Genomic DNA, 21,435 nt, shown 5'->3' with positions numbered 1-21,435 from the left:
GTGGACCTAATGCTCGGTATTGTAGGCATCGTGGTTATCTTTGTCATGGTGTTCGGGGGATATCTCCTGGCCGGTGGTAAGATGACAATCATCATCAAGGCCCTGCCGTTTGAATTCATGATGATCGGCGGCGCCGGTATCGGGGCCTTTCTGATCAGCAATGACATCGGCGGCGTGAAACACACGCTGAAGGACATGGGCAAAGTGTTCAAGGGTCCCAAGTGGAAGGCCGACGACTATCGCGATCTTCTGTGTCTCTTGTTCTCTCTGATCCGGATCGCGCGGGCCAATCCCGTTGAGGTCGAACAACATATCGAGGATCCCGAGAACTCATCGGTCTTCAACCGGTATCCCAAGATTCTCGCCGACAAAGAGGCGGTGAACCTGATCAGTGATACCATGCGGTCCGCCTCGATGAACTATGACGACCCCCATCAGGTGGAAGAGGTTCTGGAAAAGCGCATCGAGGCAAATCTTCATCACGCGCTGCATTCCAGCCATGCGCTTCAGACACTTGCAGACGGGCTGCCCGCGCTTGGGATTGTTGCGGCGGTTCTCGGGATCATCAAGACGATGGGCTCGATCGACCAGCCCCCGGAAGTCCTGGGTAAGCTGATTGGTGGCGCGCTTGTCGGGACATTCCTTGGCGTTTTCCTGGCCTACGGTCTGGTTGGCCCCTTCGCCGGCAAGGTGAAGTCGGTAACCGAGGAAGATGCGCATTTCTACTCCCTCATCCGAGAAGTTCTGGTGGCAAATCTGCACAATCATGCCGCAGCGATCTGCATCGAAGTCGGACGTCAGAACACCCCGTCGCATATTCGCCCCGGCTTCTCTGAGCTGGAAGACGCGTTGAAGTCGGTGAAACAGGACGCAGCATGATGTGGCGCGCGCTGACCCTTGCAGCATTTACCCTGGCTGCGGCATCTGTGGATGCCCAGACGGTGGTCGCCCGTTCGGGAGAGCATGACGGGTTTTCCCGGCTGGTCATGCGGCTTCCAAATGGCGCGCCATGGTCGCTGCGTCAGTCAGGCCAATCGGCGCAGGTGGTCATTGAAACGCCAACAGTGGTGTTTGATACATCCCGAATCTTCGATCTTATTCCGCGGACGCGCCTGCAATCTGTGTCGCAGGCCGGTCCCGGACAACCGCTGAACCTACAGCTTGGCTGCGCATGTGAGGTGACCTCCTTCGTGCAGAAGGACGGGTATCTGGTGATCGATATCGCCGATGGCTCCGCCGGGGCCGAGCGGCGCGTCATCGCAGGCTCGCCCTTGCCTCTGTCGCCCGGCACGTTCAACAGCGCAGGCTATCGCTTCAATCTAGCCGCGCGCGCGGCTGCTGATGCACGCGCCGCACTCGATCTAGCCGGCGTCACGTCCGGCAGCTCCGACCGGCCCAATCCGGTACAGCGCCTCCCCGTAGCTGTGGCGGACGCCCCATCAGCCGTGGTGCTGCCCCTCAATCTGAACCGGACACCCCGCACAAACACTGAAGCAAATCCTGCCGGGGGCACAAGTGTTGCCGCCGCGCCAGCCCCGGAACCAACACCGGTCCCGGTACAGGTTGATACCGATATGCTGCTCGACCTGTCAGAAACGGAGCGCGCAGCCACAGTCAACGAATCTGAACAGCGGCTGTTGCAACAGATCAGCCGGGCAACCAATCAGGGCCTGCTGGAGCTTGTTGGTGTAGAAGTTCACGATGGTCCCGCCGGACATATCCTTGACCCGCTGAGCAGCCGTGATCGCCCTCTTAATCCGCTGGACCAGATCTCTGTCACGTCCTCCGTGGATCGCGAAACCGGCCTGGTTGCGCGCCGCTCGGGCGATTCCAATCAGCCGACACACTGCTTGTCGAGCACACAGCTTGCCATCCATGAATGGGGCACTGATGAGCCATTCTCTGACCAGATATCACCGCTTCGGGCTGAACTGGTGCGTGAATTCGACGATGTCGATCCGGCTGCCGTCCTAACCCTGGCGCGGGCCTATCTCTTTTTCGGGTTCGGTGCTGAGGCACAGGCGATCTTGCGTATGATGCCGTCTGGCGCAGCGGAACATGATGATGCCGTGGCGCTGACCGCGATGGGGGCTGTGCTGGACGGTCAGGACCTTGGCGTAAACCACGCCTTCGCCGGGCAACAGGTCTGCGACAGCGAAGTGGCGCTCTGGGCAGCGCTGGCCGATGGCACGATCAAGAAAAACGCAAAGACGGATGCAATCCAGCAGGCCTTTGCCAAGCTGCCACCACATTTGCGGGTCCAGGTCGGCCCGCGGGTCAGCACGCTTTTTGCAAAGGCCGGTGACCCTCATCTGGCGGGCGCCACGCTGCGTTCGGTTGATCGTACCGGCGTCGACCACGTGCCCGAAATCAATCTGGCCGAAGCCGAAATCGCCAAATTGGAAGGTGACGTCGAAACCGTGGCTCAGGAGCTGACGGAGGAGGTCGCGGAGCGGACGGAAAACGCCCCCCGTGCCTTGATTGAGCTGATTGATCTCAGCTTTGCCGAGCGCTCTGCGCTGTCGCCGGATGTCCCGGATCTTGCCGCGTCCTATGAGGTCGAGAATCGCGATAGCCCACTGGGCATGGACTTGCGCCGCGCCGTGGTCTCGGCATTGGCCCTGACCGGCCAGTTCCATGACAGCTTCAATGAATTGGATGCCTTGAGCAGACGTGATGGTCCTGCGGCGCGCACTGCCGCGCTGGAACCGCTTCTGACATTGCTGACGGAACGCGCAGATGATGTGACATTCCTGCAGTATGCGCTGGTCATTGCGGCCAATGGTACCCCGGCCGAGGTAGCTCCGATTGCCGATATCGTGGCTCAGCGGCTGCTTGATCTCGGGTTTGCACAGCAGGCACAGTCGATCCTGAAGAAGCTCGCCATGGAACCCGGCAACGCCAAACGACGCCTGCTTCTGGCCAAGGCAGCACTCGCGATGGACAAACCGCACTCCGCGCTGGTGGAGCTGATGGGGCTGTCCGGGTCTGAAGCAAATAAGCTGCGCGCCGAAGCGCTGTGGCGAAACGGTGAATATGCAAGAGCTGGCGAATATCTTCTTGAAGAAGACGAAGAGGATGCGGCGGCGCGCGGTTTCTGGCACTCGGAAGATCGCGAGAATCTTGCAACCATTGATGCTGATGTTGCGCAGCAGTTTGGCGGAGTCGCGAGGGTGACGACACAGATCGAAGAAACTGCAAAAGAACCAAGTGGTTTGCCGCCCCTGGCCCATGCGAGGGCCCTGGTCGAAAGCAGCGAGGGAACACGCGGCGGTATTGCCGATCTGCTGCAGAAGGTGACGCGGCAGCCAGAGCTTTCCGAAGACGGATCATAGCTGACAACGATCTTTTCTGCCACGCTGACAGATACCAGGACCGCCTCACCGGCGGTCTTGGCGCATCTGATGATAACGGTTTGTCAATGCTCTGGTCTTAGGCTCGGACTTAGGGTGAATCCTCATTTGGACAGGCAGAATGCCGAAATTGAGCTTTCTTTTCAGACAACAGCGGCGATGTGCCCGCTGCACAGTCAGTTTGCCAGTATGGCCTGCGCTTTTTTGTGCGGCGCTGGGGCTATTGGTGTTTTTGAAACCGCAGACCGGACATGCGTCCTCACCGCAGGTTTCGGCGTTATGTGATCTCGCCGCACGGCGCGCGGCACGTGATCAGGGTGTGCCACTGGACGTTCTGCGCGCGATTACCAGAACGGAAACCGGTCGTGGCGGCAAACAAGGGCTTCAACCATGGCCGTGGACGGTCAATATGGAAGGCGCCGGTAAGTGGTTTCAGACCGAAGATGAGGCGAGAGCCTATGTCTTCTCGCACTTCAAGCGCGGCGCACGCAGCTTTGATGTCGGGTGTTTCCAGATCAACTTCAAATGGCATGGTCAGGCGTTCGACTCGATTGACCAAATGTTCGACCCACTTGCCAATGCGCAATATGCGGCGCGCTTCCTGCGCGAACTGCATGATGAATTCGGCGATTGGTCCCAGGCGGCCGGCGCCTATCACTCGCGCACGCCGACCTATGCAAATCGCTATACAGCACGTTTCGATCGCGTTCGGGCTGATCTGAAGCCAGTCGAGACCGTTGCCGCGCTGCCGGTGGAGCGCAAACGGGCCACCTTCTCCGCCCCGCAACCGCTCGCCATGCTTCACAATCCCTCACCGCTGATCACCCAAGGCGCAGCGCCCTCCGGCGCAGCTCGATTGGGCTCACTGGTCCCATTAACGGGCGGCGGCGCATCCGCGCAGGCTCTCATCGTACTGAAATAAGGGCTGAATTTCCGTGCCAAATATTGATATACAAAAACTGTTCAGCCCCACCGTGCTGCTCGCACTCGCGCTGATGGCGATTATCGTGATGATGATTTTGCCGATGCCAGCCTGGGTTCTGGATATCGGTCTCGCGGCTTCCTTCGGGCTTGCGATCCTGATCTTCACAATAACCTTGTTTATCGAGCGACCTCTGGATTTCTCATCATTCCCGACGATCCTGCTGGCCTCTCTGATGCTGCGGTTGTCGCTGAATGTGTCCTCGACAAAACTGATTATCGGTCAGGGCCATACCGGCACCGATGCCGCAGGCGGGGTGATCGAGGGATTCGCCCAGTTCGTCATGGGGGGCAGTGTATTCCTTGGCCTCGTTGTCTTTGGGGTGCTGTTGATCGTGAACTTCATGGTCATTACCAAAGGTGCAGCGCGGATGGCCGAGGTCGGCGCCCGCTTTGCACTGGACGGGATGCCAGGCAAGCAGCTGGCAATCGACAGCGACATGTCGGCCGGCGCCATTGATCACGCCACAGCGCGCGAGCGTCGCGAGGTGGAACAACGCGAAACAACATTCTTCGGCTCTCTGGACGGTGCGTCCAAATTTGTAAAAGGCGACGCAATCGCCGGCCTGCTGATCACCCTGTTGAACCTGATCATGGGCCTGATCATGGGCGTGCTTGTTCACGACATGCCGGTTGTTTCCGCATTTGAAACCTATGCGATCCTGACGGTTGGCGATGGTCTGGTCTCTCAGATCCCCTCGGTCATCATCTCGATTGCGGCAGCTCTCTTGCTGGCCCGCGGCGGTGCGACGGGCTCGACCGATATCGCGCTGGCCGATCAGCTGGGCAAACATCCGGCCGCTCTGGCGACCGTTGCCGTGCTCATGTCGCTGTTTGCGCTGGTTCCGGGTCTGCCGTTTATCCCCTTCATGGTGGGGGGCGCTGTACTGGGATACACCGCCTATAAGATGAGCAAGAACATGAAGGACCGCGAAGAAGCGGATATGGACGAGCGGATCGAAGAAGTCATGGAGCCGAAGGAAAACCGGGCGCTGGGTGACATCCTCGATCTGGACGACCTGCACCTGGAATTCGCACCGGATCTGGTGAGCATGGTTCTGGATGCCGGGACCGGGCTGGATGCCCGCATTGCCAATATGCGGACGCATGTGGCAACCACCTTTGGGCTTATCCTGCCGGAGATCCGCCTGACGGATGAGCCTGAGCTGATGACCGGCACCTATGTGATCAAAGTGCAAGGGGTGGAACAGGTGCGCGGCATTCTGCATCCCGAAATGGTGCTCGCGTTGATGCCCGACAATCACGCAGCCCTGCCGCCCGGCACCGATGTGACAGAACCTGTCTATGGTGCACCTGCGCGTTGGATATCTTCGAAGAGCCAGGAAGATGCAGCGCTCTCAGGCGCCACAATCGTCACCGCACCGGAAATTCTGGCCACCCATTTGCTGGAAGTGATCAAGCAGAACTTCCCGCGTCTGCTGACGCTGAAATCCCTGCGCCGTCTGCTGAACGAAATGACCGAGCTGACAGATGATTTCCGCGCCGAGGCAAATCGCAAACTGCTGGACGAACTGGTGCCGGACAAGGTGCCGATGGACACGTTGCACAGCGTCTTGCGTCTGCTTCTGGAGGAGCGGGTGTCCATCCGCAACATGCCTCTCATTCTCGAATCGATTGCCGAGGCACGCCTCCATACCAACCAGCCCGAGATCATCTGTGAGCATGTGCGCCAACGTCTCGGTTTCCAGCTGGTTGGTGAGATGAAGCGCGAGGATGGGACCATTCCGCTGATCCAGCTGGCCCCGGAATGGGAAGAGACCTTCTCTACCTACCAGATCGACGCTCAGGGTGGCGCCGTCGATATCGCGCTGCCGCCGGATCAGTTCAACCGACTGGCCGAGGGGCTGAGCGACCGACTGAACAGCACGACAGAACAGGGCGTTTTTGCAGCGGTTGTTACCTCGACCCGGCGTCGTCGATACCTGCGGACAATCCTGAAATCACGCGGCATCCTCAATCCGGTTTTGTCTTTCGAGGAAATCGGACTTGAGGCCAGACCTGCCCTGGTAGGCATGGTTCCGGCATGAGCATTGGCTTTCTGCCGCCTGAGCTGGTCGCCCTTCTGGGCGCCGGCTTTTGGCATGGGGCAATCGTCTTTCTGCGGGTTGCGGCCATGGTGTCCGTACTACCCGCCTTTGGCGAAAAATATGTCCCGGTGCGGATCAAACTGGCCATTTCGCTGGCGTTCACATTTATCGTGGCGCCGGCCTTGCCGTTGCTGCCGGAACCGGCCAGCCCGCTGCATTACGCCAGTCTCGCGCTGAGTGAAGCCGTTGTTGGTCTGGCCCTCGGGGTCGCGATCCGCATGTTTGTTCATGCAATCCAGATCGCCGGAACAATTGCCGCGCAGTCGACGTCTCTCGCACAGGTTCTGGGCGGTATCGGTGCCGAGCCAATGCCCGCTATTGGCGCCGTCCTGTTGATCTCGGGATTGGCGCTGGCGGTCATGTTGGGTCTTCATATCCGTGTGGCTGAATTCATAATCTACAGCTACATGATGTTCCCGGTGGGTGAATTTCCGGCGGCATCTGGCCTGTCGGATTGGGGTGTACACCGTGTTTCGCGCGCCTTTGCGATGGGGTTCTCTCTCGCTGCACCGTTCCTGATCGGCTCGATGGTCTACAATCTGACACTGGGTGTCATCAACCGCGCCATGCCCGCGCTGATGGTGGCCTTTGTCGGTGCGCCGGTGGTTACCTTCGGAGGTCTCGCAATCCTGATGGTTGCCAGCCCGATGATCTTGGATATCTGGAGCACCGCGCTTATGAGCTTCTTTGCCAATCCGGGTGAGGGGATGAAATGAGCGACGACGACTCAGACAAGTCATATGAACCAACACCGCAGAAGCTTGAGAAAGCTCGGAAAAAAGGTGAAGTTCCAAAATCTACCGACCTGTCGGTGGCGGCGTCCTATCTCGGGCTGATCATCGCGATTTACGTGTCGGGGGCAGACGTTGTCGCCGAAATCGGCACGATATTGATGTCGTTTCTCGATCAACCCGACCGGCTGGCAGAACTATTCTTCAACGGCGCCGGTACCGTGCCGGTTGGCGGGATCATGATGGCTGTCGGGACCTCAAGTCTGCCGATCTTTATCGTCCCTATGGCCGCTGTTTTCCTGTCCATTGTCGCCCAGCGGGCCCTGGTTTTTGCTCCCAGCAAGCTGGAGCCAAAACTCTCAAAGATCTCGATCATTTCCAATGCCAAGAATAAATTCGGGCGTTCGGGCCTTTTTGAGTTCTTCAAGAGCACCGTAAAGCTGATCCTCTACTCGGTCTGCATGGGTGTCTACCTGAACTATCGGCTGCCGGATATGATCGCGTCTTCTGCCACCGGCGCTTTTGTCGTCGTGATGATGATGGCGCAGCTGGCACTGGAGTTTCTCATCCTCGCGCTGATCATCGCACTGGGTATTGGTGTCATCGATGCCGCGTTTCAGCAGGCAGAGCACAATCGGAAAAACATGATGTCCCGCCAGGAAATCATGGACGAAAGCAAAGAGTCCGAAGGCGACCCGCATCTAAAGGGCGCCCGCCGACAAAAGGCCCATCAGATTGCCATGGGCCAGGGCGTCGCAGATGTGGCAAAGGCAGATGTCGTTATCGTCAACCCGACTCATTACGCTGTCGCATTGAAATGGGACCGCGCACCAGGACAGGCGCCTGTCTGTGTGGCCAAGGGGGTGGATGAAGTCGCTGCTATCATTCGCGAAGTTGCCAATGAGAATGGTGTCCCGATCCATAGCGATCCGCCGACCGCGCGCGCCCTGCATGCCGCGGTTCAGATCGGCGAGGAAATTCACGAAGAGCATTATGCGCCGGTTGCCGCCGCGATCCGCTTTGCGGAGAACATGCGCCAACGGGCCAAGGGGATGGTGTGATGAAGCAGAAAATGCTCGATCAGATGGCCGATGTGACCGAAGCCCTGTATCTGCAGGAACATGCCAAGGTAAAGCCGGTTCTGGATGCGGAAGCCCGCGTGCGCGGCCAGCTGACTAAGCTGGACCAGCAGATCAAAGACAGCCGCGATCTGGCCAGCTCCGACCATGCAATGAAAGCGCTTGGTGCCGATCTTCTGTGGCAAGGCTGGCATACCCGCGCCCGTCGAGAGTTGAATATGGAACTGGCGCAGATCACGGCACAGAAACTGCGGGCAATGGACAATCTGCGCAAGGCATTCGGTCGCAAACACGCGGTGGAGACAATGGCGATCGAAGAGCGCCTGAGGGTCAAGAAAGACAAGGCGCAAAAACTGCACAATCGCCTGATGAATATGGACTGAGCCACCTGACACAGGATGGCATCCAAGAGAAAGGCCGGTTCAAATGAACCGGCCTTTCTCTTTTCGGCAGTGCATTGGTCAGACGTCTTGTCGCGACATCTCTACAATCAGGACGTCATAGATATCTTTGCCCAGTTGTTTCTGCGCGGCCTCACGCAGCGCGGTCCGCAGCGGTGTCAACATGTCGGATCGGGTGAAGGCCCCGCGAAAGCCACCCATATTGGCATGATCGAACAGAACCTGCAGAAAGATATCCCGCAACTTGGGTTCATAAGCGTGGATCTTCTCGTTCATGCCAGCCTTGGTTTCCAGGCTGAGCGACACCACCACCAGCGAGGACAGCTGTTCGCGCTCGACAACGGGAACCACGAACTGGTTCGCCATCTTGATGTATTCGCGCTGCTCTTCCTCATCACCCGGCAGCTCCGGAGTGATCTCCTCGGCATGTTCGCCGCTATCCTCAGCGTGGTCTTCTGGGGCCGGTGCCGGAGCCATCATGATCCCGGCGCCGATACCTCCGGCAGTTCCGACCAGCAGTAGAATGACAGGCAGTAGTTTTGACAGCATGTGCAGGCCTCAGAATGGCAGGATCACGTCCAGCACCTGCTGGCCGTAACGCGGTTGTTGGACATCAGTGATCTGGCCGCGGCCACCATATGAGACCCGCGCGGACGCGATCTTGTCGTAGGTGATCTCATTTTGACGGCTGATATCGTCGGGGCGGACATAACCGGTCACCAGCAATTCGCGCATCTCAAAGTTGACGCGCAGCTCCTGCGTACCGTTGATGGAGAGAACACCGTTCGGCAGGACATCGACCACAGTCGCGGCAACCCGCAGTTCCAGTTTCTCACTCCGTTTCACGGACCCTTTGCCACCCGAGCTGCTGCTGCTGCCGATATCGACGGCATCAGCCATCGTGGCACCGTCCGGCAATTTCCGGTCAATCCGCTGCGGCAGGCCCAGCAGCTGCGGCAGCGCCAAGCTCTCGGACCCGGAGCGGGACCGTTTGGTGTCGTTTGAAATTTCGGCCTCTTCGTCAATCTCGATGACGACCGTCAGGATATCGCCCCGTTTGGTTGCCCGCCGATCCCCAAGCAGCGACTGACGCGAGCCGCTCCAGAGCGAGGCCTGGTCAACCGGACGCTGTGTCTGGGTATCGACCGGCAGCCCCTGAAACAGCATGGCGACATGCTCGGGCGATTCATTTGCCGGGCTGAACGTGGGAGGCTTGCCAACATGGTCGAGCCGTCCGCAGGCGCTGAGCATGATCACACCAGCAAGGGCGGATTTTGCCAAATAAATTCTATTTTTCATCAGTTTACCTCAACTGTTCCATCTGCGGCGATCCGCCCGCTGATGGTTGTGCGTGACGACAAATTCATGACACGTATGGCCTCTCCATCTGCGCCACGGCCAAGCGAGCGGCCCTCGGCGAGGATGGTAAGTCCACCACGTTTGAAACGAATGGTGACCAGATCATTGCGATCGACGATGGCCGGAGGGCCGACATCACCGGGACGCATCGGCCGCCCCGCATAGAGTGCCACGCGCGCCTCCTGCCCGATCACGAGAGCAGGATCTGAGATCGCGCCCAGCACCTCGGCCTGTTTCAGAACCAGATCCTCGGCCGTCACGATTTCCTTGGCGCGGATGGTGCGCACGGGGACCAGTATATCGGCCCAGACAGGCTCGGCGCAGAGCAGCATCATAATGGCGAGGATCGGTTTCATCAGCGGACCTGTGTGGTTGCGCCCATCATCTGATCGACGGCAGAGATGACCTTGGCATTCATTTCATAGCCGCGCTGCGCTTCGATCAGCTCGGTGACCTCGCGCACGGCATCGACGGAACTGGCCTCCAGGTAGCCCTGGCGCAGAGTACCAAGACCATTCTCGCCGGGCGTCGCCACGCTGGCTGCGCCGGAGGCTTCGGTTTCGACAAAGAGGTTGCTGCCCAGCGCTTCGAGACCCTTGGGATTGGAGAAGCCGGCAAGTGTCAGCTGTCCCATCAACTGGCCTTCGGCGGCCTCGTCGAAATAGGCGTAGACCTCGCCCTCGGCATTGATCGACACATTGCGTGCATCGGTCGGGATGGTGATATCCGGCGACACGGTGAACCCGTCGGAGGTGACAATCAACCCTTCGGCCGACCGTTTGAGCGCGCCATCACGGGTGTAGGCGGATTGGCCGGACGGCAGGGTAACCTCCAGATAGCCCTTCCCGTCAATTGCGACGTCCAGATCGTTGCCGGTCTGGGTCAGGGCACCCTGGGCCAGGTGAATGGAAATCGCCGAGGCACGCACACCAAGACCGACCTGCACACCGGTTGGCAGCACGGTTCCATCAGAGGCATTTACCGTGCCGGCCCGCGTCACCTGCTGATAGTGCAGGTCCGCAAACTCCGCACGCCGTGCGTTGTAACCAGTGGTATTCATATTGGCGAGGTTGTTCGAAATCGTCTCTACACGCAGTTGCTGCGCGGTCATTCCGGTTGCGGCGATCTTGAGGGCGCGCATGGGGGTACTCCTACGACTTAGTCAGGTTTTTGATGGCGTTGCGGACACGTTCGTGTTCGGTCTCAAGAAAGCTCTGGCCCATTTCATAGGCACGCTGAATCTCGACCATGCGGGCCAGCTGAGAGATGGCATTGACGTTGGAGCCTTCGAGAAAGCCCTGAAGCACGCGCGCTTCTCCGGCCACTTCGATTTCTCCATCAACACGGAACATGACCCCGTCTTCACGGACCATCTGGTAATTCTCTTCCGGCTTGAAAATGCCGATCTGCCCAAGCGCGCGACCGTCCGCGCTCAGCGTGCCATCGGCGCCGAATTTGATCGACTTGGCATCCCCCGGAATGAAGACCGGCGCCCGGCCCGCATCCAGAACCCGATGGCCATCCATAGTGACGAGATCGCCTTCGGCGTTGGTTGAAAACGCCCCCGACCGGGTCAGGCGCTCACCCATCGGAGTTTCGACCATGAAGTAACCGTCGCCTTCAATAGCGAGATCGAGGTCACCGCCGGATTGGGTCAGCGCCCCCTGTGCCATGGAGGTGTTACGGATGTTGGCCCGCCCCATCGACAGGGATTCCTGGCCGGGGGCAGACTGGATGAACTCCGAGAAGATCAAGCCTTCAGCCCGGTAGCCGGTGGTGGCGGAATTGGCGATATTGTTTGCCACAACACGCATTTCGCGCATCAGACCGGATTGGCGGGACAAGGTGGTGTAACCGGTGTCTCCCATTACAGACCTCCTGAAATCAGCGGCACAACGTGCCCATCAAAAAAGGCGACCAGGGTTTGCGTCATGAACCCCATGGTCATCCAGAAAACGACAAGAATGGCGGTAAGCTTCGGGACAAAGGTCAGGGTCATTTCCTGCACCGATGTCAGAGCCTGAAACAGGCCGATCGCGAGGCCAACAACCAGCGCGACCAGCAGAACCGGCGTCGACATCATGACCGCAGCCCAGAGAGCCTGGCGCAGAGTGTCGTAGAAAAGCCCTTCGCTCATCATCGGCTTACACCGGCATCCGCAGGATTTCCTGATAGGCTTCGACGACCTTGTTGCGCACGGTCACTGCGGTTTCCACGGCAAGCTCCGTCTGTGCCAGTGCCTGTACCAGGGCATGCGGATCGCCGTTGCCGGTCATGGCGGTGACCGAGACCTGCTCGCTTTGTTGGAGCGTGCCGGCAAATTCCTCAAAGCTGGCCTTGATCCGGGCTTCGGCGCTTGTTGGCGCGTGCTCGGGGTCAACTTTGGTTGCGGGACGCGCTGCGGCATAGCCGTTTGTGGCGGAAAGACTGCGAATATCCATTCTGGATCTCCAAGTATGTCAGTGTGTTTCAGAAAATTTCGATGTTATCTGCGCAGCAGTTCCATCAGCGAGGACGACATCTGCCGCCCCTGTTCGAACATCTTGAGGTTGGCCTCGTAGCTGCGCTGAGCTTCACGGGCGTCGGCAATCTCGATCATCAGATCGACGTTGGACCCTTCGTAATGACCGCTGTCGTCAGCCAGCGGATGCGAGGGATCGAAGATCTGCTCCAGGTCTGACCGGTCCAGACGCACCGGACCAACTTCGACCTTCTCGACATCCGTGCGCAGATCTCGCACCGCTTCGAACGGGACGGTCTTCCGGCGATAACCGGGCGTGTCCGCATTGGAAATATTCTCCGACACGTGGCGCAGACGGCTTGCCTGTGCCTTCAGTGCGCTTGCGGAAACGGAAAGGGACTTGGAAAACTCGCTCATGATCTAACCTCCTCAGTTCCGGCCAAGGCTGCTGCGCAAAACGTTCATCGACGATTTGTATATCGCCAAAGCACGATCATGCTGCCGCTTCACCTCGACCCCTTTCAGGATTTCGGTTTCGATCGAGACGGAATTATCGTTGGGGTCAGTGCTGTTGTTGGTCTGGGTCACAGCCCAGTCCATCCCATTGCCTGAGGCACCGTTCAGATGGTTGGAGCGGCTGGCGATCATGTCGCCGGGGCGCGAACCCTGAGCGTATACCTCTTTGAAAGGCTTGATATCCTTGGCATGGTAGCCTGGCGTGTCGGCATTGGCGATGTTCTGTGACACCAATGCCTGGCGCTTCCCTGCGTGGGTCGCCATTGAGTAGGCAATCTTAAAGACGTTCAGTTCTTTAAACACCGGGGCTTCTCCCTCGATCAATTTCAATCAAGGCTTAACCCCAATTCCTTTAGAAATTGTTTTCAGGAACAGTTGGAGACACCAGAACATGATCTCAGCCATCAACGCATTGACTCAGGATTTGGCGAACAAAAGACTGTCTTCGGCGGTGGGTCGGGTGTCGGAAATATCAGGTGGTGCAATCACGGTATCGGGGTTGAACGGCCAGGCACGTATCGGTGACCGCCTGATTCTGCGCAGAGCCGGAAGCGACCCGTTGCAGGGCGAAGTCATGAGGATTTCTGGCAGTGAAGTCAGCATGTTACCTGATACAGCGCCAGATCGCGTGGCGATTGGCGATGCTGTACTTCTGCATCCGACGCCGGATTTTGCGCCCTCTGACAGCTGGATCGGCCGGGTGATTGATCCCTTTGGTGCAGCATTGGACGGACGTCCTCTCATGCGCGGCGAAGCCACGCGGGACCTGATGGCTTCGCCGCCCAAAGCCGCCTCACGGCGCCCGATGGGAGAACGACTCGCCACTGGGCTGGCGGTGTTCAATACGATTCTGCCGATTGTAAAAGGTCAGCGTATCGGACTTTTTGCCGGATCCGGCGTGGGGAAATCCACGCTGCTGTCAACATTGGCGCAGAATATGGAAGCTGATGTGGTTGTTATTGCGCTCATTGGCGAACGCGGACGCGAGGTCAACCACTTCGTCAAGGACGTGCTGGGTGCCGAGGGGATGAAGCGTGCGGTGGTCGTCGCGGCCACATCGGATCAGTCGGCACTGGTTCGCCGTCGCTGCGCCTGGTCGGCTATGGCGGTTGCTGAACACTTTCGCGACCAGGGGAAAAATGTCTTGTTCCTGGCAGATTCGGTGACCCGGTTTGCCGAGGCACATAGAGAAATTGCCGTTTCATCCGGCGAGGCTCCGGCACTGCGTGGATACCCGCCTTCGGTCACTCCGCTGATCACCGGCCTCTGCGAACGAGCCGGTCCCGGGAACGAGAATCAGGGGGATATCACAGCTATTTTCAGTGTTCTGGTTGCAGGCTCCGATATGGATGAGCCGATTGCAGATATTTTGCGAGGCGTCCTTGATGGTCACATAGTGCTCAACCGCGAAATCGCGGAGCGGGGGCGGTTTCCGGCTGTCGACGTTTCGCGTTCCGTCTCCCGTAGCCTGCCCGCCGCTGCATCGCCTGACGAGAATGCAGCGATTCTGGATGTTCGCAAATACCTGGGCGCCTATGAGCAATCCGAGGTTATGATTCGCGCAGGCCTTTACTCCGAGGGCAACGACGTCACGCTTGATCAGGCCGTAAAGCTCTGGCCTGAGTTGGATTCCTTTTTCGGTAGAGCAGACCCGGAAGGGATACAGAGCAGTTTCAACCGCCTGATGCTGATGATGCGACGCGCCGTGGCGATCCGATAGGGCAATCTTGTACCCCGGTTTCTATCGACGGACGCCAGCAGTACATCCGCGTAGTCAAGACGACGTCCTGCGAGCAGATGCAGATTGTGAGCAGACTGACGTATGGAGAGGTTTGTGATCCGCACAGGCCGCGCCGGGTTCTGACGGGACGGAGCAGCAGCTTCTCCAGCTGGTTGAAAACTGCGCCAATGCCTCATGTCAGGGATATCGAACCTGCTTCAGACGCCGCGCACGGTCCAGAACAGGGCGCATAGCTATCCTGTGTGCACGCGCTCCAACCAGAGATCTATCCAAGGCGAAGTGATCAGCATCACAGCAATCTGTCGCAGATGAAAGGCCGCCGACATCTGCCATATCGATCAAGCATTTGGTAAAATGCGCCCCGCCGCTACAGATAAGAATGGCGACATTGAGGTGGTCTGGGCGGGCCGCTGCACCACGCAAGTGATCTCATTGATGCTGATTCCGTTAGATGCTGCGTCTGCCAATCGATCCGAGGGACGAGCAATTCGCTCTGAGCCAGCGGATCCAACCGGGATGTCCGCCGTTTGACTGGTGTTTCTGCCGTTATCACCATATGTACATGAGGCGAGGCAGAATATTCAAACTCAAGCTCTGTGTGAGACGCCCGCTTTGACGCCCACACCTGGATTGTGCTTCACAGGCCCAAGGCGGCCTGATCATTCTCTGTGATGACAATTCCAGCCGACGATGCCGTTTCCGGCATGATCGGCTGAGAACTCACGATGGGCGCACTGCCATCAACCGGTCTTCGCGTGGCAAGAGGGTGCGCAACGCTTTCAAGCACCGATAATGGTTGTCGGAGAGAACCGCATCAGTGGCCTCTGCCAGCGAGGCGCGACTGTCCGGATCGGTGAAGACCTGGCTCAGCTCTTCAATCCGGCGCAACATCTGCAAGCGATCTTCCTCGCCGTCAACATCGCCAGACAGGACCAGCTGCGCGGCGTAGCAGACGCGACGTACCGGCGTATTGGCTTCTTCTGGGTGGATGGCATCGCGCAGGCGCAGGATGTTTGCATCCGGAGTTACGATCGACAACCGGCTGCGCCGATCCCCGTTTTCAATTACTGCACCATTCACCAATACCCGCTCTTTCGGGGCAAGTTTCAGGACCAATCCGCTCATATTCAGGACGCTCCGCTGCGAAGGCCACGCATAATGGCCGTGTTGATTTCCACCAGCAGCCGCACGTCCGCTTTACGGGCCAAGACTTTACTGGTGTGTTGATGGGTAAATTCCCCAAGCGAGAGCAACTGAGCTTTCAGTTCATCCGGGAGTGGGTTCCCTGGACTTGCAACTTCGATTGAAAAGATCGACCAGAGTTTACGGTTGTCGGTGAGCGCTGCGGCAAGTTCGGTAAACCCAGGCTTACCTTTCTGTGCGGCCGCAACCATGCGACGTGTTACTCGGGCAATGACTTCATATTCGAGGTTCTTTGCAGTTCGGGTCGGGGCCTTCGCCGCCGAATAGGCGCTCTTCGCCTTTAGAAGGGCATTCACGTGTTATCCTAACATGTAATCTACAGATTCTCTGCGATAGGGGATCTGGGGCGCGCAACAGCGCCCCAGATCAAGCTGTCATTAACGGAACAGCTGCATCAGGGTCTGTGGCGCCTGGTTTGCAATCGACAATGATTGCACCGCCAGCTGCTGCTGGGTTTGCAGCGCCTTCAGCCTTGCAGAGGATTCCTCCATATTTGTGTCGGTCATGGTGCTGACGCCCATTGTCAGGGAGTCGGACAGTTTCGACACAAACATGCCCTGGTCGGACAGACGGTTGGAGTCCGCACCCAGCTGAGCTGCCGCATCAATTGCGTTGCCCAGCATGGTTTCGATCTCGGTCAGAGCAGTAGACGCGGTGGCAACGTCGGTGATGCTGGTGATACCCGCTGTGCTGATGTTTGCTGCCGAGTCGATCGAGGTCACAGTGATTGTATCTGCGGCCGGATCCAGTCCACCCAGAACAGTCAGTGCAGTGGTGACCGTATCATCGAGCAGGTTCGCGCCGTTGAATTCAGCAGAGTCGATGATCGACTCGATCTGCGCCGCCTTCTTGGCAATGCTGTCCTGAATCTTAGCATGGTCAACGTTTTCCGAGTTCGCGGAAACCGCCAGCTGCCGCATCTCGGTCAGAGTTTCAACGATCTGCTCCGCGCCGGACAGAGCAACAGCAACAGTTGCCTCACCAACGCCCAGGGATTCCTGAACCGACTTATAGGCGGCGATGTCGGAGTCCATGGTTTTGGAGATCGCCCAAACGGCCGCGTTGTCTTTGGCCGAACCGATACGTTTACCGGTCGAAATCTGGCTCTGCGTTTCGTCAAGGCTGTTGTTCACGGACTGCAGGGTCTGCAGTGCAACCATTGCGCCGTTGTTAGTCAGAATGCTGGACATAGCATGTATTCCTTTGATTAGAGGCGTTTTGACCTCTGGTTTCCCTGCCCCGAAGGGCGCTCTCTGACGTCTTTCTGACTATGCGTTCCGCCGTCCGGCTTCCGCGCCACCCTCTTTGGAAGGTGCAAAGTGACATTGGCCTACTATGTGCTAAAGGAGTGCTAATGCCGGAAATTCCATTGCTAGAATTTTCCCTAAATTGGGCTGGTTATGCCCGTTTTTCCAAGCTGGGTGTGCCCCCGGTCGCAAAGCGGGTTTTCCGCCCCGACTGATCATAGACATCCAGCCCCTTGCGCACACGACGCAGTTCGGCCATCCGGGCAGCCACCGCCCGAATACCTTCCATCGCGCTATCGAGCAGTACCTGATTGCGCGAAACCTTGCCCTGGACATGCTCCAGAGCCTCGCGCTCCAGATCGGCTGTCATATTCAGCGTCGTGATGATTGCCTCTTTTTTTGCAAGCAGCGGCTCCAGCGCCTGCAGATTGCCACTGACCAATGCCGCGCGTTCGGCATCAAGCAGGGAATCGAGTTCCTCAATCAGTTGTTGCGGTGTCTGATCAGTCATTGGTCTGTGCCTCTTTCAATGCGTGATAAAGTGATTCTGCCAGGCCGATACCGCCTGCTTTGGAGATCTGCTCCGCCTGTGCGCGCACAAGAAAACTGGAAAACTGATCTTCGCCCGCGCCGCCGCCCATGGTTTCGCGGCTTTCGCCAAGGCCTGCGGATTTCAACATTTCTGTAAGAAAGGTCGCCTCAAGTTCCTGAGCTGCTTTGCGCAGCGGGTCTTGTGGCGGTTTGATCGCTTGGGGGCGCTGTAGCGCCGGTAGTTGAGCAATCTGTTCCATGATGTACCTCATTCTGAGACGTCGAAATTGCTTCGATTTTTTCTATTTTGGCGGATGATCGGTTAAAATTGCCGTAACCGATTGGCGTTAAGGTGCATGGATCGAGATAGAATGTCTGGAAGCCAATGTTTATCAACGCACTTACGACTCCCACCTCTGGTGGAGCGCAGGGATCGGAGAAGATCCAGCAAGGCGAATCGGCAAAATCGCGTAAAGGCGCAAGCTTTGACGCGGTTATGGCAGAGACTGCAAAATCTTCGGATAGCGCAGAAACCGCGGTGACCGAGGTTGAGGAACTCGCAGAACAGCAGACCTCAGCGTCCGGCGCTTCGGAAAAAGCGAATCAAACCGTACAGGATGGTGACGCTGAGGCGCCCATCGACGAAGCCCGGCAAGATACGTCGAGCGAAGAACAGATTTCTGAAGACCCCAAAATCGTGATGGTTCAGCCGGAAACGACAGCTGAACAGCATGAGGTGCCCAGCGCGCATCCTGCGCCAGTGGCGATCGGCCAGAGCGGCAGTCAGACCGATGGATCATCTGATCCCGATGCCGAAAGCGGAAAGCAGGCGATGCAATCCGAGAGAACGGTTGACGGCGCGTCGGATGATCAGGCTGCTAACCTTAAAGCAGCCTCGGATGCTGCAAAAACTGCCGGGTCCGCTGCGATGATCCAACAATCTGAAGCCGGGGAACAGGCGGTGGGTGATCCCCGCAACGGAGGGCTTCAAGGGGCGCAGTCTGAGACAGCCAGCATGCCGGAACGCGCCGCGGCAGAGGCGAATCAAAAGCTTGCGCTGAAAGGCGATCCGACGAGCGCCGAAGCCAAGGCGGATCGACAATTGACCGGTGATCACCGCACAGCGACGCCCGAGGTGCCTGGCACCGGTGCAGGATTGAACCGCCAGCCTGCAGGCACTGATGCCCTTGCGCAGTCCACAGCACGTACTCAGGCGGAGCAAAAAACCGCGCAGTCGCTGGCTGCAACTGCACCGCAGTCTGAAGCGGCAAAGGAGGCGGTTAAACCCCCTTCGGCGCAGCAGACCCAGCCCGTCGAGCAACAGCGGACGGCAACACCGATCCCGGTAGAGGCAGCACCGCCGCCCGTACGAGAGAAATTTGAAGCCCGGCGCGCCGCGTCTGAGCAGGTACAGCAGAACACAGCCGCTCAGACCGCTGCACATATCCCGCAGGGCACCTATTCGACGGCCCGCTTCGGCCTTGGTGCCGGGACCCTGACTGCCGCGATGCCCAGCGCCAACGCCACTTCGGCGCTAGCGCTTGATTCGCTGACCTCAGCAGAGGCCGGAGGGGCCAAGGTCACAGGCGGCAGCACAGGAATGGAACTACCAGGCCTGGCGCAATTGCTGACCGAGGCAACCGTGAGCCCGGGAACCGTTCACAAGCCGGAAACCCCTCGTCTGATTGCGAATCAGATGGCCGAAGCCCTCGCGATGAAAGGGGATCGCAACGTTGACGTTGCTCTAAATCCCAAGGAGCTGGGGCATGTGAATATGCGTGTTTCAGTCACGGATACCGGCGTCAGCGTCATGATCCAGACCGAACGCGCCGAAACCGGCGATCTGATGCGCCGCCATATCAACGAACTGGCGGATGAATTCCGGCGCATGGGATTTGAGGATATCTCGTTCCAGTTCTCAGGCGGTGAGACCTCCAATCAGGGCGGTGGCCATGACGCCTCCCATACCCCAGCGGGTCGATCCGCAGGGCGTGGCGAGGAAGAGATGGCCGATCTCCCCGTAGAACCGATGACACAATCACTCAACCTCGGTGAGGTTGGGCTTGATATGAGGATGTAAGACGATGACAACTGTATCGGGTGCTGCGGCACCGCAACAGCAACAGGCAGCGACCGCCGCGCCGGAACCGAAAAAAGCCACCGGAATTGCCTCTGACTTTGAGACGTTTCTGAAGATGCTCACGGCGCAGGCGCGATATCAGGACCCTTTGGAACCCATTGATTCGACAGAGTACTCTGCGCAGCTGGCACAGTTTTCCATGGTCGAGCAGCAGGTTCAGGGCAATGAGGTTCTGGAAGGTATCCAGGCCCAATTGGGTCTCGCCAATATGGCAGCTATGTCGGGCTGGGTCGGTATGGAAACCCGGTCTGCGGCGCCTGCCTATTTTGACGGGACCAATCCTGTCACCGTGTCGCCCAATCCAGCCCAGATCGCGGACACTGTTCACCTGGTGGTCAAGGATGATAGCGGCAAGGAAGTTCAGCGGATCAGCCTACCGGTCACTGCCGAGCCGTATCAGTGGCAGGGTATTGACGATGACGGGTACGCGTTTGATGCTGGCAGCTATAGTTTCACGCTGGAAAGCCAGAAAAACGGTGAAATCGTTCTCTCCGATACTGCTGAGACCTATACTAGGGTGAAAGAAACTCAGATGCGGGGCAACGAAGTGGCCTTGATCCTTGAGGGCGGCTCGGCGATTTTGGCGTCATCGGTGACAGCATTGCGTGAACCTACGGCACCTGCAGTCTGACGCATAATGGCACCGAAGACCTGGACTGTGTGGTAACACAGACCATAGCGACGGAGCCTGACCTGCAACACCATCGGACACAGTTCGAAACACGTTTTCTTGCGCATCTCGCTGGCCTCGGCCTGAGCGACGCTGCGCCATGTCCGCTGCTGGGCGGTCGCTCCAACCGGGTCTGGCGGTTGGGCGGTATTGTTGTGAAGCTCTATGGCAGAGGCAATGCCAACCCGCTGTTTGCCAATGATCCCTCACGCGAGCAGGCGGCACTCAGCGCGCTTTACCGCACTGGCATGGTGCCGACTCCGCTGGCCGCGGGTCAGTTCGAAGGGCGCGACTGGCTGGCCTATCAACACTCGCCCGGGGTGACCTGGTCCTCCGGTACCACCCATGTGGCAGAACTGCTGGGACGTCTGCACACACAGCCTGTCATTCCAGATCTTCCAAACGGCATATCTGGCAGCGCAGAGATTGCCGCCCAGACCCGCACCATTCTGGGCCATTGTCGCATGGGCAATGACCTGTTGCGGATTGAACCCACGAGACCTGTCGCACCGCTTGGCGTCCCTAGACTCATCCACGGGGATCCGGTTCCTGGCAACATAGTGACCTGCGATGGGCAGCTGACATTGATCGACTGGCAATGCCCACAGATCGGGGATCCGGCAGAGGACGTCGCGCTATTCCTGTCTCCGGCAATGCAGCAAGTCTATCGCGGTGCACCGTTATCGGCAGTTGAGGAGGCGGCATTCCTGGCGGCCTACCCTGATCCGCAGGTCGTGGCGCGCTACCTGGAGCTGAAACCCTGGTTCCACTGGCGCATGGTGGCCTATTGCCGGTGGCGCGACGAACGCGACGGTGAGGCGGACAGCCGCGCCTATCGGCTGGAACGGGCAGCTCTGGACGCGTGCCTCGCAGCCGCCTGAGGGGCTTTGCGGGAGCCATTTCGCAACAACACC

25 protein-coding genes are annotated in these 21,435 nt (G+C 58.5%); 11 read left to right on the top strand and 14 right to left on the bottom strand.

Annotation, left to right across the window (positions count from 1 at the left end):
• The first annotated feature begins 9 nt into the window (after window positions 1-9).
• The 7 genes from motA to VWY75_RS14345 all read left to right on the top strand — a co-directional run bounded on the left by motA (window position 10) and on the right by VWY75_RS14345 (window position 8,635).
• The gene (gene motA / locus VWY75_RS14375) at window positions 10-879 is read left to right on the top strand and encodes a flagellar motor stator protein MotA (RefSeq protein ID WP_340547048.1); all 870 of its coding nucleotides are present in this window, start codon (window positions 10-12) and stop codon (window positions 877-879) included.
• Window positions 879-3,335, top strand: a complete 2,457-nt coding sequence (locus tag VWY75_RS14370; RefSeq protein WP_416538505.1) for a hypothetical protein — start codon at window positions 879-881, stop codon at window positions 3,333-3,335. Before motA ends, VWY75_RS14370 begins: the two co-directional genes overlap by 1 nt.
• A 139-nt stretch (window positions 3,336-3,474) precedes the next feature.
• Window positions 3,475-4,275 carry a transglycosylase SLT domain-containing protein gene (locus VWY75_RS14365; RefSeq protein WP_416538495.1) on the top strand — a complete coding sequence of 267 codons (801 nt, stop codon included), beginning with the start codon at window positions 3,475-3,477 and terminating at the stop codon, window positions 4,273-4,275.
• 13 nt (window positions 4,276-4,288) lie between these two features.
• Window positions 4,289-6,382, top strand: coding sequence for a flagellar biosynthesis protein FlhA (gene flhA / locus VWY75_RS14360; protein ID WP_416534387.1), 2,094 nt, complete (start codon window positions 4,289-4,291; stop codon window positions 6,380-6,382).
• Window positions 6,379-7,158: a flagellar biosynthetic protein FliR gene (locus VWY75_RS14355; RefSeq protein ID WP_416538494.1), complete on the top strand. Its 780-nt coding sequence runs from the start codon at window positions 6,379-6,381 to the stop codon at window positions 7,156-7,158. The genes flhA and VWY75_RS14355 overlap by 4 nt, the downstream gene beginning before the upstream one ends.
• Entirely contained in the window at window positions 7,155-8,234 is a 1,080-nt protein-coding gene (gene flhB / locus VWY75_RS14350; protein ID WP_416534385.1) for a flagellar type III secretion system protein FlhB, read from the top strand. The genes VWY75_RS14355 and flhB overlap by 4 nt, the downstream gene beginning before the upstream one ends.
• A complete protein-coding gene (locus VWY75_RS14345) occupies window positions 8,234-8,635 on the top strand; it encodes a hypothetical protein (protein ID WP_340547053.1) in 402 nt (133 codons plus the stop codon). The genes flhB and VWY75_RS14345 overlap by 1 nt, the downstream gene beginning before the upstream one ends.
• Before the next feature lie 78 nt (window positions 8,636-8,713).
• Here VWY75_RS14345 and VWY75_RS14340 read toward each other — a convergent pair whose 3' ends face one another.
• From VWY75_RS14340 to VWY75_RS14300, 9 genes are read right to left on the bottom strand one after another with little or no spacing between them, the layout of a single operon-like run.
• Entirely contained in the window at window positions 8,714-9,202 is a 489-nt protein-coding gene (locus tag VWY75_RS14340) for a flagellar basal body-associated FliL family protein (RefSeq protein ID WP_340547054.1), read from the bottom strand.
• A 9-nt stretch (window positions 9,203-9,211) separates the two neighbouring features.
• Window positions 9,212-9,952 carry a flagellar basal body L-ring protein FlgH gene (flgH, locus tag VWY75_RS14335; RefSeq protein ID WP_340547055.1) on the bottom strand — a complete coding sequence of 247 codons (741 nt, stop codon included), beginning with the start codon at window positions 9,950-9,952 and terminating at the stop codon, window positions 9,212-9,214.
• Complete coding sequence (flgA, locus tag VWY75_RS14330; protein WP_416534382.1) at window positions 9,952-10,368, bottom strand: flagellar basal body P-ring formation chaperone FlgA; 417 nt, start codon at window positions 10,366-10,368, stop codon at window positions 9,952-9,954. Before flgA ends, flgH begins: the two co-directional genes overlap by 1 nt.
• Window positions 10,368-11,153, bottom strand: coding sequence for a flagellar basal-body rod protein FlgG (flgG, locus tag VWY75_RS14325; RefSeq protein ID WP_340547057.1), 786 nt, complete (start codon window positions 11,151-11,153; stop codon window positions 10,368-10,370). Before flgG ends, flgA begins: the two co-directional genes overlap by 1 nt.
• A gap of 10 nt (window positions 11,154-11,163) precedes the next feature.
• Window positions 11,164-11,880 (bottom strand): flagellar hook-basal body complex protein, encoded by a 717-nt coding sequence (locus tag VWY75_RS14320; protein ID WP_340547058.1) that lies wholly within the window; start codon window positions 11,878-11,880, stop codon window positions 11,164-11,166.
• Complete coding sequence (locus VWY75_RS14315) at window positions 11,880-12,152, bottom strand: flagellar biosynthetic protein FliQ (RefSeq protein WP_340547059.1); 273 nt, start codon at window positions 12,150-12,152, stop codon at window positions 11,880-11,882. The genes VWY75_RS14320 and VWY75_RS14315 overlap by 1 nt, the downstream gene beginning before the upstream one ends.
• A gap of 4 nt (window positions 12,153-12,156) precedes the next feature.
• The gene (gene fliE, locus VWY75_RS14310) at window positions 12,157-12,453 is read right to left on the bottom strand and encodes a flagellar hook-basal body complex protein FliE (protein WP_340547060.1); all 297 of its coding nucleotides are present in this window, start codon (window positions 12,451-12,453) and stop codon (window positions 12,157-12,159) included.
• A gap of 44 nt (window positions 12,454-12,497) precedes the next feature.
• Window positions 12,498-12,890 (bottom strand): flagellar basal body rod protein FlgC, encoded by a 393-nt coding sequence (gene flgC, locus VWY75_RS14305; protein WP_340547061.1) that lies wholly within the window; start codon window positions 12,888-12,890, stop codon window positions 12,498-12,500.
• 12 nt (window positions 12,891-12,902) lie between these two features.
• Entirely contained in the window at window positions 12,903-13,292 is a 390-nt protein-coding gene (locus tag VWY75_RS14300; protein WP_340547062.1) for a FlgB family protein, read from the bottom strand.
• A gap of 88 nt (window positions 13,293-13,380) precedes the next feature.
• Here VWY75_RS14300 and VWY75_RS14295 point away from each other — a divergent pair, with 88 nt between their 5' ends.
• A complete protein-coding gene (locus VWY75_RS14295; RefSeq protein ID WP_416538493.1) occupies window positions 13,381-14,709 on the top strand; it encodes a FliI/YscN family ATPase in 1,329 nt (442 codons plus the stop codon).
• Window positions 14,710-15,450: 741 nt separating this feature from the next.
• Here VWY75_RS14295 and flbT read toward each other — a convergent pair.
• The 5 genes from flbT to VWY75_RS14270 all read right to left on the bottom strand — a co-directional run bounded on the left by flbT (window position 15,451) and on the right by VWY75_RS14270 (window position 17,971).
• Window positions 15,451-15,855 (bottom strand): flagellar biosynthesis repressor FlbT, encoded by a 405-nt coding sequence (gene flbT / locus VWY75_RS14290; protein WP_014876468.1) that lies wholly within the window; start codon window positions 15,853-15,855, stop codon window positions 15,451-15,453.
• A 2-nt stretch (window positions 15,856-15,857) separates the two neighbouring features.
• Window positions 15,858-16,229 (bottom strand): flagellar biosynthesis regulator FlaF, encoded by a 372-nt coding sequence (flaF, locus tag VWY75_RS14285; protein ID WP_340547064.1) that lies wholly within the window; start codon window positions 16,227-16,229, stop codon window positions 15,858-15,860.
• 81 nt (window positions 16,230-16,310) lie between these two features.
• Entirely contained in the window at window positions 16,311-17,123 is an 813-nt protein-coding gene (locus VWY75_RS14280) for a flagellin (protein WP_416534380.1), read from the bottom strand.
• A gap of 208 nt (window positions 17,124-17,331) precedes the next feature.
• Window positions 17,332-17,691, bottom strand: a complete 360-nt coding sequence (gene flgN, locus VWY75_RS14275; RefSeq protein WP_340547066.1) for a flagellar export chaperone FlgN — start codon at window positions 17,689-17,691, stop codon at window positions 17,332-17,334.
• A complete protein-coding gene (locus VWY75_RS14270) occupies window positions 17,684-17,971 on the bottom strand; it encodes a rod-binding protein (RefSeq protein ID WP_416538492.1) in 288 nt (95 codons plus the stop codon). Before VWY75_RS14270 ends, flgN begins: the two co-directional genes overlap by 8 nt.
• Window positions 17,972-18,207: 236 nt before the next feature.
• On the opposite strand from VWY75_RS14270, the gene VWY75_RS14265 reads away from it, so the two are divergent.
• From VWY75_RS14265 to VWY75_RS14255, 3 genes are read left to right on the top strand one after another with little or no spacing between them, the layout of a single operon-like run.
• Window positions 18,208-19,791: a flagellar hook-length control protein FliK gene (locus tag VWY75_RS14265; RefSeq protein ID WP_416538491.1), complete on the top strand. Its 1,584-nt coding sequence runs from the start codon at window positions 18,208-18,210 to the stop codon at window positions 19,789-19,791.
• A gap of 4 nt (window positions 19,792-19,795) precedes the next feature.
• Window positions 19,796-20,482, top strand: a complete 687-nt coding sequence (locus tag VWY75_RS14260; RefSeq protein ID WP_340547069.1) for a flagellar hook capping FlgD N-terminal domain-containing protein — start codon at window positions 19,796-19,798, stop codon at window positions 20,480-20,482.
• Between the two features lie 29 nt (window positions 20,483-20,511).
• The gene (locus VWY75_RS14255; protein ID WP_416538490.1) at window positions 20,512-21,402 is read left to right on the top strand and encodes a phosphotransferase; all 891 of its coding nucleotides are present in this window, start codon (window positions 20,512-20,514) and stop codon (window positions 21,400-21,402) included.
• Window positions 21,403-21,435: the final 33 nt, after the last annotated feature.

The organism is Phaeobacter sp. JH20_08, from assembly GCF_048056635.1.
Classification (GTDB): domain Bacteria; phylum Pseudomonadota; class Alphaproteobacteria; order Rhodobacterales; family Rhodobacteraceae; genus Phaeobacter; species Phaeobacter bryozoorum.
The sequence above is the reverse complement of the archived record's forward strand: the minus strand, read 5'-3'. Positions and strand labels throughout refer to the sequence as shown.

Excerpts from the sequence above, each read along its gene's own strand:
- VWY75_RS14340 (WP_340547054.1), bottom strand. The coding sequence starts at position 9,202 with ATGCTGTCAAAACTACTGCCTGTCATTCTACTGCTGGTCGGAACTGCC.
- VWY75_RS14320 (WP_340547058.1), bottom strand. The coding sequence starts at position 11,880 with ATGGGAGACACCGGTTACACCACCTTGTCCCGCCAATCCGGTCTGATG.
- flgG (WP_340547057.1), bottom strand. The coding sequence starts at position 11,153 with ATGCGCGCCCTCAAGATCGCCGCAACCGGAATGACCGCGCAGCAACTG.
- VWY75_RS14295 (WP_416538493.1), top strand. The coding sequence starts at position 13,381 with ATGATCTCAGCCATCAACGCATTGACTCAGGATTTGGCGAACAAAAGA.
- flgH (WP_340547055.1), bottom strand. The coding sequence starts at position 9,952 with ATGAAAAATAGAATTTATTTGGCAAAATCCGCCCTTGCTGGTGTGATC.
- flgC (WP_340547061.1), bottom strand. The coding sequence starts at position 12,890 with ATGAGCGAGTTTTCCAAGTCCCTTTCCGTTTCCGCAAGCGCACTGAAG.
- VWY75_RS14365 (WP_416538495.1), top strand. The coding sequence starts at position 3,475 with ATGCCGAAATTGAGCTTTCTTTTCAGACAACAGCGGCGATGTGCCCGC.
- flbT (WP_014876468.1), bottom strand. The coding sequence starts at position 15,855 with ATGAGCGGATTGGTCCTGAAACTTGCCCCGAAAGAGCGGGTATTGGTG.
- flgN (WP_340547066.1), bottom strand. The coding sequence starts at position 17,691 with ATGACTGATCAGACACCGCAACAACTGATTGAGGAACTCGATTCCCTG.
- VWY75_RS14280 (WP_416534380.1), bottom strand. The coding sequence starts at position 17,123 with ATGTCCAGCATTCTGACTAACAACGGCGCAATGGTTGCACTGCAGACC.
- flgA (WP_416534382.1), bottom strand. The coding sequence starts at position 10,368 with ATGAAACCGATCCTCGCCATTATGATGCTGCTCTGCGCCGAGCCTGTC.
- flhB (WP_416534385.1), top strand. The coding sequence starts at position 7,155 with ATGAGCGACGACGACTCAGACAAGTCATATGAACCAACACCGCAGAAG.
- VWY75_RS14370 (WP_416538505.1), top strand. The coding sequence starts at position 879 with ATGTGGCGCGCGCTGACCCTTGCAGCATTTACCCTGGCTGCGGCATCT.
- fliE (WP_340547060.1), bottom strand. The coding sequence starts at position 12,453 with ATGGATATTCGCAGTCTTTCCGCCACAAACGGCTATGCCGCAGCGCGT.
- VWY75_RS14315 (WP_340547059.1), bottom strand. The coding sequence starts at position 12,152 with ATGATGAGCGAAGGGCTTTTCTACGACACTCTGCGCCAGGCTCTCTGG.
- VWY75_RS14345 (WP_340547053.1), top strand. The coding sequence starts at position 8,234 with ATGAAGCAGAAAATGCTCGATCAGATGGCCGATGTGACCGAAGCCCTG.
- VWY75_RS14355 (WP_416538494.1), top strand. The coding sequence starts at position 6,379 with ATGAGCATTGGCTTTCTGCCGCCTGAGCTGGTCGCCCTTCTGGGCGCC.
- VWY75_RS14265 (WP_416538491.1), top strand. The coding sequence starts at position 18,208 with ATGGCAGAGACTGCAAAATCTTCGGATAGCGCAGAAACCGCGGTGACC.
- motA (WP_340547048.1), top strand. The coding sequence starts at position 10 with ATGCTCGGTATTGTAGGCATCGTGGTTATCTTTGTCATGGTGTTCGGG.
- VWY75_RS14270 (WP_416538492.1), bottom strand. The coding sequence starts at position 17,971 with ATGGAACAGATTGCTCAACTACCGGCGCTACAGCGCCCCCAAGCGATC.
- VWY75_RS14260 (WP_340547069.1), top strand. The coding sequence starts at position 19,796 with ATGACAACTGTATCGGGTGCTGCGGCACCGCAACAGCAACAGGCAGCG.